The following is an 11,618-nucleotide window of genomic DNA, read 5'->3' on the forward strand; positions in this document are numbered from 1 at the left end:
CTGTTTGTGAGACTCAAGCAGGCTCTACTTATATATTAGGATGGTGAAAGCATGCTGCAATCTCTTCGTACTTATTTTTCTGCTGATTTTGATTGGATCCCCGATCTAGTAACGCCTCACTACTACCCTCAACTTGCCGGTAAACTCCTGCTGCATTATGAAATCCCTCTTGATGAACCTCATCTTATATCTGCTCTATCACAAAACGTACTAATAAAAGTTCCTGGTCTGGAGCATCACTTCTGGGGATTCCGCTGCCGGCGGTGTGGGAATAAGGAACAGCACCTATTCGCTGAGATCCCTCATGCTGCCTGCGGGAAATCCTGTGTTTACTGCCGCTGCTGTATTCAAATGGGACGAGTTACGGAATGTGAGCCTTTGTATTTCGGCAGTCCAAATGTCGCATGGCCCCGGTATGAAAATCCATGCGCGTGGAAAGGAGAATTAACCTTTTCTCAGCAAAAAGCAGCTGATGAAATAAGAAATGTGATTCAGCTAGGGAAAGGGGAAAAACTGATCTGGGCAGTTTGCGGTGCTGGAAAAACCGAAATGCTGTACCCGGGACTGACTGATGCTTTCTCTTCTGGAAAGCGGGTCTGTCTTGCTACTCCTCGAACTGACGTTGTACGAGAATTGCTGCCCCGTCTGAAAGCTGCCTTTCCGAACGTTGAGATGGAAGCATTGTATGGAGACAGTCCGAATAAAAAAGGAGCTGCGCAGTTTCTTATCGCAACCACCCACCAGCTTCTTCGTTTTGCCCATGCTTTTGATGTGATGATTATTGATGAAATTGACGCGTTTCCATTTCATCAGGATCCTGCGCTCCACTACGCTTCAAAGCGTGCAGCCAAAACAGAGTCCTCTCTTATTTACCTTACCGCGACCCCTAGAAAAGCCCAGCACAAACGTATTCGGAACAAAACCCTTCCAGTGGTTTTCATCCCGAAGCGTTTCCATGGTCATCCACTACCTGTCCCTCAACTTAAGTTGACCCCAAGTCTATTCCACCATTTGAAACGCGGAAAGATTCCTCCAAGTTTACTTGAAAAAATTAAACAGCAGCAACAATCCCATCGGCAGCTTCTTATTTTTATGCCATCTGTTAAACAAGCTGATCAGATAGCTGAATATCTAAGGAAGTGGAAGATGATTGTAGAATCCGTTCATGCGGAAGACCCAAAACGGGCTGACAAAGTCATGGCTTTTCGTAAGAAGGACTATCCGATTCTGGTTACTACGACTATTTTAGAACGTGGCGTTACTTTTCCTTCCGTGGATGTGTACGTAGTGGATGCGGGGCATTCAGTGTTTGATGAAGCCGCACTCGTTCAGATTGCAGGTAGGGCCGGAAGAAGTCCCGATGATCCTAATGGGGAAGTTATCTTTTTTCATACAGGAAAAACAAATCCGTTGCTGGATGCTCGTGAATCGATTATGAAAATGAATCGGTTGGGAGAGAAGTTGTGAGGTGTCTAATTTGTCACGAGGAGATCATCCCTAAAATAACGTGGGCCAATTTTTGGAGGGTACCCGAAAAAGAAGTACTTTGCACCGTCTGTAAGTCTCAGTTTCAACCTCTTGAACCAGGGTGCACCCTCTGTTTTCGAGAAGGTGAAAATGGTGTATGCCAGGACTGTCAATGGTGGGAGAAGACTCATCCTGGCCTGCTAACTAAAAATACCTCTGGGTTCCAATATAATGAATTTGCCAAAGATTTCGTAGCCCGCTGGAAGTATCGAGGCGATTATATTCTATTGGAAGCATTGCAATGGCATGTGGTGGAACATTTTAGTAGAATGAGGAATTCAAACTGCATTATGGCTCCAATTCCGTTAAGTGAAGAACGTTTTTCTGAGCGTGGCTTTAACCAGTCTGAAGCCATCATTTATTTACTTAATCAAAGGTCCCATTCTTTGTTCGAAAGAAGAAATTCAGAAAAGCAGTCAAAAAAGGGAAGGTACGCACGCCTTACGTCTAATAATCCATTTAAACTGACTCAATCTGTGCGTCAGCCCGTTATACTTGTGGATGATATTTACACCACAGGAACCACCGTGAGACATGCGGCATCTCTCCTAAAACAAGCGGGATGTCCAGACGTGACTTCGTTTACTATTTTTCGTTAATTATTTTGTTAAGAACCTTTGACTTTGAGATTCGTTGCCGATATAAGAAGTAGATATCGAATAGGAGGCGACGTTATGCGGGGTTTAGCTAATTGTCCGCGTTGTAGTGCTCTTTTTTTAACAGGAACTAGTGCAGTTTGCAATCAATGCAGAAACAAAGAAGAACAAAATTATCAAAAGGTGTATGCATTTATGCGCAAAAAGCAGAATCGGATGGCCTCAGTTGAAGAAATTGAAGTCGCTACGGAGGTTTCTGAAAAGCAGATCAGGGAATTCGTAAAACAAAAGCGATTACATCCAGCTCAGTTTCCGAATATTAGTTACCCGTGTGAGAAGTGCGAAAGACCTATTCAGGACGGTCGTATTTGCGAAAGATGTAAACTGGAGATAACAAAGGGATTGAAGCGCCACGAAAGCAATAAGGAACTTAATAGCAAGAAAAAGGTGAAAGAAGACAGGACTTATTACTCGGTGGAAAATAAATAATAAGATGGGTTTAAATGCTGGATCATTCAGACGATATTATAAGAAACCGTCGTTACTATTTACGAAAAGAGGTGAGCGGAATGAGAATTAATGGACCGAACCAATCAAATTTTAATCCTTATACAAAGCAGGTAAATAAACCGGCTGAAGTGAAAAACCAGATCAAGCCGCAGGATAAAGTCGACATTTCAAGTCAGGCAAAACAAATGCAAAGCGCGGAAAAAACAGATCCTGTCCGTCAAAAGATGATTGAAGAGCTTAAAATAAAAGTCGAGTCCGGAAATTATCAGGCCGATCCGAAAGAAACGGCAAAAAATATGCTGAACTTCTGGTCTAACAAAAACTAAAGGAGAATGGCATTGACGTTAAAATCAGTCTTCCAGTGCATGGATCAGTTGAAGCAATTACATGAAAGCCTGCTTGGTTTATCTCGGAGAAAAACAGAAGCCCTGAAATCGAATGACACCAATAGTTTACAGCAGTTGCTTACTCAGGAGAGGAAACACGTGCAGGCCATAAATAAAGTGGAAAAGCAACGTGGTGAAGCTGTTCTTTTCTGGTGCGAGGCTCAGGGCCTCCCTACATACGAACCGACGATTTCCAACATGATTGCTAACCTTGAAGGAGAGTCTCAGGGAAAGCTTGAGGCCGTTTATGAAGAGATGATTCTTGTACTTTCTAGCCTTAAGCAGCAGGAACAGCTGAACGCCCAGCTGACGAAACAGTCGCTGCAGTTTATTAACATGTCGCTTGATATGCTTCAGCCCTCTCTTGAAAGTGTCAATTATGGTGGTAAATCAGCTCCTTCAAGAAATAATAAAACGAAACGATCCATCTTTGATTCAAAAGCCTAACATAGAGGAGAATTATCATGGTATCTACTTTCCATGGACTTGAAGTAGCTAAACGAGGGCTATTCACTCAACAGTCCGCTCTTTATACCACTGGTCATAACATATCGAACGCGAATACAGAAGGTTATACGCGGCAGCGCGTTAATTTTGAACAAACCGGCCCCTACCCAGCTGCGTCCAGAAATCGCTCAGAAATTCCTGGTCAGATGGGGACGGGTGTGCAGGCTCAAAGTATTGAACGTGTCCGTACTCAGTTCTTAGATGATCAGTACCGCGGAGAAAATAATCGTTCCGGCTACTATAGTGTAATGGCAAGCTCTATGGAACGTATGGAGGAAGTGATGAATGAACCTTCTGAAAATGGCTTAGCTAAAACTATGGACCGTTTCTGGCAGTCGCTACAGGATCTGTCGGTTAATCCCGAAGACTCGGGCGCCCGCTCAGTCGTCAGACAGCGAGGAAAGGCGGTAGCAGAGACATTCAATTACTTATCCAATACAATCCAAACCATGCAGCTTGATGTAAAAAATGAAGTAAGTGTCACTATGAAGGAAATCAATTCTCTTGCTTCTCAAATCAATAATGTAAATAAACAGATTGCTGAGCTGGAGCCACATGGATATGTAGCGAATGATCTATACGATGAGCGCGACCGGCTGATTGATCAGCTGTCAGGACACGTTAATATTGATGTGTCTTATGAAGAACCTCCTTCCTCTGCCAGTCCTTTAGCAATGGGAAAAGCATCAATCAAGTTAATGAGTGAAAGCGGGCAGCGGCTTTCCCCGGCTTCGCAACTGCTTGATGGCGTGAGCAACTCGGTTAGTCAACTGTCCGTTTCTTACACGACTGACGATACGGGGCTGGCTCAGTCTATTCAAGTAGGAGCAACGTCTTATGCTCTAGAGGATTTTGCCTCACCGGGCAAGCTGAAAGGTCTGATTGAAGCAGGAGGATATAAGGATGAGTCAGGAGTTGAACGTGGAATCTATCAAGGAATGCTGGGAGATCTTGATCAGATGGCTACAGCTTTTGCGACTGAATTTAATGCCGTTCAAACAAGTGGAGCCAGTCTAAATTCGATGAATACGGGAAACACGCCGCCAGCCTTCTTTTCCTTTGGGTCCACAACGGTGAATGCAGATGGTATCCGTGAAGGATTAGCCGGGTCAATTGATGTAACGAACGAAATAAAAGCGGATAACGATCATATTGCAGCGGCCAGCAGTGAAGAACCGCTTGCCGGGAACGGAGATAATGCGATTGCTCTTGGAGACGTACAGGATAATAACCTTCAGCTGCTAGACGGTGATACCTCCTTAAATGGTTTTTATGAATCAATGATCGGAGGCATGGCTGTCGAAACTCAGGAAATTCAGCGGATGGCGGGAAATTCCGGAACGCTGAAGCAATCCGTTGAAGAACAGCGTCAGTCAGTCAGTTCAGTCTCTTTGGATGAGGAAATGACGAATATGGTAAAGTTTCAACATGCATATAACGCAGCGGCCCGTAACATTACCGTTGTAGACGAGATGATTGACCGTGTTATTAACCAAATGGGGCGAGTAGGAAGGTAGGAATGAACGATGCGTGTGACACAAAGTATGCTTTCAAACAATATGCTTCGTAATCTTAGTCAAAGCTATGGACAAATGGGTAAATACCAGGAGCAGCTTACAACAGGCAAAAAAATCACGAAGCCTTCCGATGACCCTGTGGTGTCCATGAAGGGCATTAATTACCGGTCCCAGCTCACAGAAGTTCAACAGTACAAACGAAATATCGGCGAGGTTCATAACTGGATGGACAGTAGTGATTCCTCTCTTGATAAAGCGACTCAGGCTATGCAGCGTGTTCGAGAATTAGCTGTACAGGCAAGTAACGGTACATACGACACCGAGCAGAAAGCAAATATCGCCAAGGAAATCCGTCAGTTGAAAGGGCATATGGCAGATATTGCGAATACTAAAGTGAACGATAAGTACATATTCAATGGAGCCAATACGACTGAAGAGCCCGTAGATGCGGAGATCTTTACGATAAACAGTAGTATGAGTAAAGTTGAGATCGGTGTATCTGAAGGCGTCCGGATCCAAGCGAATGTAAGTCCGCAGCCCGTCTTCGATCAGGGGCTTTTCGACGATCTTGAATCTTTTGCAGCTGATCTGGAAAACGGCTCAAATAAGCTGGATGACTATATCGCTGTATTCGATAGCAAAATCAATCAGATTGTGAATGAACGTGCAGACCTTGGTGCCCGGATGAACCGGATTGATCTGATTGAAGACCGCCTGGAAAGCCAGGAAATCACGGCTAGTAAGATGATGTCTGATAATGAAGATGCAGATATTGAAAAAGTTATAACGAATTTAAAAACTCAGGAAAGCATTCACAGGGCAGCACTGGGTGTTGGATCACGAATCATTCAACCCACGCTGATGGACTTTCTGAGGTGAATTTGACCCCACTTTTGTGGGGTCGTTTGATGTCTGCTCTATTTTCAAAAAGTGGAGGTGCTCCATGTCGATTCCTAAGCTGCAAATTCAAACTACACAAGCCCGGCTGGGTATTGTAAGCCGCTCAACTGTACAAGCTATCCGCCAGTACAAGGCCGAGCAGACGATTGAACAGCCAGAAGCGGATGTAAGTATTCAGCAGCGTTCTGGGAAGTTGACCATTGATCAGACGAAGGCGTGGAACAATATTGGATTGAAGAGTATTTTTACACGGACGGAAGAAACAACTGCAAAAGCTCAGCAAATTTGGATGGATGGGATCTCCAGAACTGCTCAGGAAGGCGATGAACTCATGAGAATAGAAAATAAAGGTGATCCAATTTCCGCTCATGCTGCGCAGAATGCACAGTTTGATTTTTCCACGACTCCTGGGGGCCGGCCGGCTTTTGACCTGGTTGATATTCAATATGAGCCTTCTCCTGCATCCATATCAATTGAATCCAACCATCCCAAAATCCAAACGGTTAAGCGAGCCCCCGAATTATCCTATCAACCTGGGAAAATAGAAGTGAATTTAGTACAGCACGCCGATATACAAATTGATTGGAAAGTTTAGAATAAAGGATGGATAAGAATGAAGATCGCAACGAAACACTTTGGCCATGTAGAAGTTGATGAAACCAAGCTTTTGAAATTCCACAATGGGCTTCCAGGTTTTGAAATGTACAAAACGTATGCACTAATTCCTGTTGATGAGTCAGCTGTTTATTTTGCTCTGCAGTCGGTTGAAGCAGCTGGAGTCGCCTTAATAATCTCAAGTCCTTATCTGTTTTTTAAAGAATACGCTTTTGACGTAGATGAAAATACGAAACAGGAACTTGGATTGACAAGTGCGGATGATGTGCTGGTTTATAACGTTCTGACCTTGCGTGAGCCTTTCAAGGATTCGACGATGAATTTACAGGCTCCTGTCATTATTAACGTGAAAAACAGAAAATCAAAGCAGTTGATTCTAAACGACCAGAGCTATCAAACGAGGCATTTACTGGTTAACGGTCAAGAAGGTGGTGGCAGCCGTGTTAATCCTTAATCGTAAAGCGGGAGAGTCGATCCGTATTGGTGACGATATAGAGATCAAGGTTGTCTCTGTAGAAGGCGGTCAAGTTAAGGTGGGCATTGAGGCTCCGCGAAATGTGAGCATCCATCGGCAGGAAATTTATGCGTCCATTCAGGAAGAGAATGCCAAAGCGGCTACGTTAACGAAGAATCTCTTAGATATGCTGAAAGATGAAAAAAATAATAAATAAAGGAAGATCGTCTCAACTTTCCTGGCGGTCGAGACTTGTGGGAAGGTAAGTTTTAAATCTTACATTGGTAAATGTCGTTCAGACATTCCATTCTTCTTTTTAAGAACGCAGGTCAGCTAATAGTTTTCGGATTAGTTGCTCCCTATGTAATCCTGATTCATAGCTGCTTCTATTAGACGCAGAAGATTGATCATTTCAAATAGCAGAAAGAGAAAAAAATCCCATTCTACTTGATGGGATTTTTCTGTTTTTACTTCATCTCTGAATACGAATTACCGATATAATAAGAAACCAAACCAGGAGTTGTTGAAGGTGTATGTACCTGGTCATCAGCCCACACTCACAATTTAAGCAGAGCTCTAGTTTCCAGTCTGGTGAAAGATTATACGTCCAGTCATATGCTTGAGGCGATAACCTAATTCCTAAATAGTAGTAGACTCACAAAATATAAGTAGGTGAACATATGAGTGATATGAGAATCGGCGGACTGGCGTCTGGTATGGATACCGATAAGATCATTAGTGATCTTATGCGTGCGGAGCGGCAGCCGTTAAATAAAATGGAACAAGATAAAAAGTGGATGACCTGGCAGCGGGATGCCTATCGCGATGTTAATAAACAGTTGAATGAATTAGATACACTCGCTTTTGATATGAAGCTTGAACGAACATTTAATTCAAAGAACGTCACTTCTTCCAATTTAGCTGTTTCAGCTACGGCCAGCGCTTCAGCAGGGACAGGGGATTATACGCTTAGCGTCGAAAAAACAGCCACCGCGGCCTACAATTATAGTGAAAGTCCAATTAGTAAAACGGGAGCATCATTCGACCCGGATGCAAAACTGAGTACTGAGCAAGGAAACTTGAAAAATAAACTGACTCTCGGTCAGTCTTTTTCAGTAACTACTTATAATGAAGATGGAACCAAAAACGAGAAAACGTTTGAAGTAACAGGAGATAAATCTCTTAACAATATTCTCTCAGAGATCAGCGATTCAGACTTAGGTGTGAGGGCTTTTTACGATAAAAGTGCGGATAAAGTCATGATCGAAAGAACAGAAACAGGTAACTTTAATCCTGAGGATAGCGGAGAATTTCTTGGTGCAGAAATTGGGTTTAATGGTTCTGATGAGTTTCTGTCTACGACTCTAGGGATTAAAAACGGAGATAACTCTACTGGCACCTGGAAGAAAGCAGAGAGAGGCGGTACGGATGCCGAGTTCACATATAATAACGGGCTGAAAATCACCACACATTCAAATAATTACACTTTGAACGGTGTGAACTTTACATTTAATGATGTAACGGATGGAAATATCAAAGTAAATGTAAAAAATGATGTCGATCAAGCCGTGGATAAGATTGTTGAATTCGTCGATAAATACAATAAAATCATTGAAGAAATGAATGGAAAAACAGAAGAAAAGAAATATAGAGAGTTTCCTCCGCTTACAGATAAGCAAAAGGAAGATATGGAGGAGAAAGAGATTGAACTTTGGAACGAAAAAGCAAAAAGCGGGCTGCTTAGGAATGATTCTGTTTTAGAAAATGGTTTAAGCAGTATGCGCACGAACTGGTATACCCCTGTCGAAAACAATGGAGACTTTGAGCTGATGTCAGAGATTGGCATTACAACCTCTTCCAATTATAGGGAAGGTGGAAAGTTATTAATCAATGAAGATGAGCTTCGCAAGGCTCTTAGTACGGATCCTGAATCCGTACATAAGCTTTTTGCCGGTACAGAGGAAAAACCAGGCGTGGCCCGGCGCATTGAAAATAGTATCGAAAAGACAATATCGTCCATTGAAAGAAAAGCTGGTAAATCGACAACTTTAGATAATAATTTCTTGTTGGGCCGCCGTATAAAAGATATGGATGATCAAATGGAACGATTTGAGGAACGATTGACGCAGATAGAAGACCGTTATTGGGCACAGTTCGGTGCGATGGAATCAGCGATTCAGAAGATGAATTCCCAATCCGCCTATTTAATGCAGAACTTTGGTTGATTTATAAAAAAGGAGTGAGGGTTTAATGTCGATTCAGGCCTATCAGAATAATTCAGTAGAAACGGCTTCTCCCGGAGAGCTTACACTCATGCTGTACAATGGGTGCTTAAAATTTATTAAGACAGCCAAAAAAGCAATTGAGAATCATGATATAGAAAAGAAAAACACAAATATCCAAAAAGCACAGAAAATCATTCGCGAGCTGATGGTCACTATGGATCAGGATTACGAGGTTGCAAAAGACATCATGCGCCTCTATGATTATATGAACCGTCGTTTAATGGAGGCTAATATTACTAATGATTTAGGAATCCTCGAAGAAGTTCAAGGACTTACTGAAGAATTCCGTGACACATGGAAAGAAGTAATCTTGCAGACGAGGCGTGTCCAGCAAGGTGAGGGCGGCAGAGCGTAGTGGAGGTATGGAAACAGTTTTATGACCTTACCCAACAGTTAGATGAAAAAGTTCACGAAACGGTAACAGAAAAAAACCGTGCCGAAATGGTCGTATATGTCGAAGGGATTTTAGCTGAGAGATCTGCTCTCCTGCATAAACTGCCTCAGCCTGAAAGTGAGGGGGAAAGGGCGCTGATAGCTGACGTACTACAAAAGGATATTAAAATTAATCAGAAGCTAGAATTTCTTTTTGAGGGTCTAAAACGGGACATGCGTAATATGAAAAAGCAGAAGTCTTCCAAACAAAGATATGCAAATCCCTACCAAAGTGTGTCGAATTATGATGGAATGTATGTAGACCATAAAAAGTAGCAGGTGATTTTTTGTCAGAACTAACCGTCGAACAGCATCAATTATTATTTGATTATGATCAATTATTAAATACAATCAGCGAGGCATTGGAATACTTAGAAAAGAACATTAAAGAAGAAGCAGCGCCAGAAGTGCAGCAAGTGTTTCAAGATGTGCTGCTTGCCCTTGATAAGGCAAGTACCAGTCACGAACAAATGGTTGCGCTTTTTAATGAGGATATAAATCTGATTACGTTAATTGGGGACTTCCATGATGTGGTGAAGCTTTTGCAACAGTGGTTTGAGCTTGAAACAAATGAGGAGAAACGGCAGCTGCTTGTAGAAAAGGTAGTACCGGCTTATGAGAGATGGAGAAGCCAAATGCAGTCGTATGTGAAACCATATATTGTGCATTAAGTCTATCCTGTTTTGATCAGTGGTGGGTTCCCAGGAGTCCGTATGCTCAGACAAATTTCTTCCCGAAACCCGCATTTAATCCGGCTTGACAGCTTTTCCAACAATTACCGACACAAATTTGACAAAATTTTTAGATAGTTTATGCAGGAAAGGGTCAGGGTATGATAGAATATATATCACATAAGGATGAAAGGAGGACACTTCTTATGCTACAATATACCATTCGTGGTGAGAACCTAGAAGTGACAGATTCTATTAAAGATTATGTGGAGAAAAAGGTGGGCAAACTGGAGCGCTACTTTGATAATCCACCATCTTCTGAGGTTCACGTAAACTTAAGTGTCTATAATGATGAGCAGACAATCGAGGTCACAATTCCAATGAAGAACCTGCTTCTTCGTGCGGAGGAACACAATACAGATTTATATGCTGCCATCGACCTTGTGGTTGATAAATTAGAACGACAAATTCGTAAGCATAAAACGAAGGTAAACCGTAAGTTCCGCCAGGAAGGTGCTCCAAAACATGTATTTGCTGAACTGGAACGGGAAGCTCAGCAAGAGCAGTTGAAAGAAGAAGAAAGCAGTGATTTTGATATTCAAATTGTAAAAACGAAACGTTTTGACCTGAAACCAATGGACAGTGAAGAAGCTGCCCTGCAGATGGACATGCTAGGACATAACTTCTACGTTTTTACAAATGCGAATACTGATGAGACAAACATCGTATATAAACGCCGTGACGGACGTTATGGCCTAATTGAAACTTGAGATTAAATGACGAAGCACTCCTGGTCAACAGGGGTGCTTTTTAAATGGATGAAATACTAAACCTTTCCACAGTATTCATGCTTGTTTATAAGTTTTTCTCTACATAAAACCCCATTTATAATCTATACAAAGCTCGGAAAATTTAAATTTGAGGAGTCGCCTCTTATGACTCTTCATGATATAAAAAGACTATGAACTCAACTTTCAGGAGGAAAACCAATGAAATCTACTGACTCTTGTCATGATTGTGATTTTTTATATCAGCGTTTGAGGCAACAAGAAGAAACGATCGCTCAGTTAGTGGATATTATCGGCGCAACCAACCGTCGGGTACATGAACTTTATCAGCGACAGCTTGGTGTCGAACATCAGTTTATACGGGAGCACCGATCTCCTTTTACGGCTTCGTCTTAAAAGTTTAAGCAGCTCCATCGCAATAGACCTAAAG

The 11,618-nt window shown here is 42.4% G+C and carries 16 protein-coding genes; all 16 read left to right on the plus strand.

Annotated elements, in window-relative coordinates:
* Positions 1-51 precede the first annotated feature (51 nt).
* The 16 genes from ACTWP7_RS09360 to ACTWP7_RS09435 all read left to right on the plus strand — a co-directional run bounded on the left by ACTWP7_RS09360 (position 52) and on the right by ACTWP7_RS09435 (position 11,584).
* Positions 52-1,467, plus strand: a complete 1,416-nt coding sequence (locus tag ACTWP7_RS09360) for a DEAD/DEAH box helicase (protein WP_443122965.1) — start codon at positions 52-54, stop codon at positions 1,465-1,467.
* Positions 1,464-2,126: a ComF family protein gene (locus ACTWP7_RS09365; protein WP_443122966.1), complete on the plus strand. Its 663-nt coding sequence runs from the start codon at positions 1,464-1,466 to the stop codon at positions 2,124-2,126. The genes ACTWP7_RS09360 and ACTWP7_RS09365 overlap by 4 nt, the downstream gene beginning before the upstream one ends.
* Positions 2,127-2,201: 75 nt before the next feature.
* The gene (locus tag ACTWP7_RS09370; protein ID WP_443122967.1) at positions 2,202-2,612 is read left to right on the plus strand and encodes a TIGR03826 family flagellar region protein; all 411 of its coding nucleotides are present in this window, start codon (positions 2,202-2,204) and stop codon (positions 2,610-2,612) included.
* Between the two features lie 14 nt (positions 2,613-2,626).
* Entirely contained in the window at positions 2,627-2,959 is a 333-nt protein-coding gene (flgM, locus tag ACTWP7_RS09375) for a flagellar biosynthesis anti-sigma factor FlgM (protein WP_443122968.1), read from the plus strand.
* 6 nt (positions 2,960-2,965) lie between these two features.
* Positions 2,966-3,466 (plus strand): flagellar protein FlgN, encoded by a 501-nt coding sequence (locus tag ACTWP7_RS09380; RefSeq protein ID WP_443122969.1) that lies wholly within the window; start codon positions 2,966-2,968, stop codon positions 3,464-3,466.
* Positions 3,467-3,483: 17 nt separating this feature from the next.
* On the plus strand, positions 3,484-5,043 hold the full coding sequence (gene flgK, locus ACTWP7_RS09385) for a flagellar hook-associated protein FlgK (RefSeq protein ID WP_443122970.1): 1,560 nt from the start codon (positions 3,484-3,486) through the stop codon (positions 5,041-5,043).
* Positions 5,044-5,052: 9 nt separating this feature from the next.
* Positions 5,053-5,922, plus strand: coding sequence for a flagellar hook-associated protein FlgL (gene flgL / locus ACTWP7_RS09390; protein ID WP_443122971.1), 870 nt, complete (start codon positions 5,053-5,055; stop codon positions 5,920-5,922).
* 64 nt (positions 5,923-5,986) lie between these two features.
* Complete coding sequence (locus tag ACTWP7_RS09395) at positions 5,987-6,538, plus strand: DUF6470 family protein (protein WP_443122972.1); 552 nt, start codon at positions 5,987-5,989, stop codon at positions 6,536-6,538.
* Between the two features lie 18 nt (positions 6,539-6,556).
* On the plus strand, positions 6,557-7,012 hold the full coding sequence (fliW, locus tag ACTWP7_RS09400) for a flagellar assembly protein FliW (RefSeq protein WP_443122973.1): 456 nt from the start codon (positions 6,557-6,559) through the stop codon (positions 7,010-7,012).
* On the plus strand, positions 6,999-7,229 hold the full coding sequence (gene csrA / locus ACTWP7_RS09405) for a carbon storage regulator CsrA (RefSeq protein ID WP_443122974.1): 231 nt from the start codon (positions 6,999-7,001) through the stop codon (positions 7,227-7,229). The genes fliW and csrA overlap by 14 nt, the downstream gene beginning before the upstream one ends.
* 463 nt (positions 7,230-7,692) lie before the next feature.
* A complete protein-coding gene (locus ACTWP7_RS09410; RefSeq protein WP_443122975.1) occupies positions 7,693-9,237 on the plus strand; it encodes a flagellar hook-associated protein 2 in 1,545 nt (514 codons plus the stop codon).
* Positions 9,238-9,262: 25 nt separating this feature from the next.
* On the plus strand, positions 9,263-9,652 hold the full coding sequence (gene fliS / locus ACTWP7_RS09415) for a flagellar export chaperone FliS (protein WP_443122976.1): 390 nt from the start codon (positions 9,263-9,265) through the stop codon (positions 9,650-9,652).
* The gene (locus tag ACTWP7_RS09420) at positions 9,652-10,005 is read left to right on the plus strand and encodes a flagellar protein FliT (RefSeq protein ID WP_443122977.1); all 354 of its coding nucleotides are present in this window, start codon (positions 9,652-9,654) and stop codon (positions 10,003-10,005) included. The genes fliS and ACTWP7_RS09420 overlap by 1 nt, the downstream gene beginning before the upstream one ends.
* 11 nt (positions 10,006-10,016) lie before the next feature.
* Positions 10,017-10,400, plus strand: a complete 384-nt coding sequence (locus ACTWP7_RS09425; RefSeq protein ID WP_443122978.1) for a hypothetical protein — start codon at positions 10,017-10,019, stop codon at positions 10,398-10,400.
* 206 nt (positions 10,401-10,606) lie between these two features.
* Positions 10,607-11,170, plus strand: a complete 564-nt coding sequence (gene hpf / locus ACTWP7_RS09430) for a ribosome hibernation-promoting factor, HPF/YfiA family (protein ID WP_014644304.1) — start codon at positions 10,607-10,609, stop codon at positions 11,168-11,170.
* 219 nt (positions 11,171-11,389) lie between these two features.
* Positions 11,390-11,584, plus strand: coding sequence for a hypothetical protein (locus ACTWP7_RS09435; RefSeq protein ID WP_014644303.1), 195 nt, complete (start codon positions 11,390-11,392; stop codon positions 11,582-11,584).
* Positions 11,585-11,618 lie beyond the last annotated feature (34 nt).

The organism is Halobacillus sp. B29 (assembly GCF_052246755.1).
GTDB classification, from domain to species: domain Bacteria; phylum Bacillota; class Bacilli; order Bacillales; family Halobacillaceae; genus Halobacillus; species Halobacillus halophilus.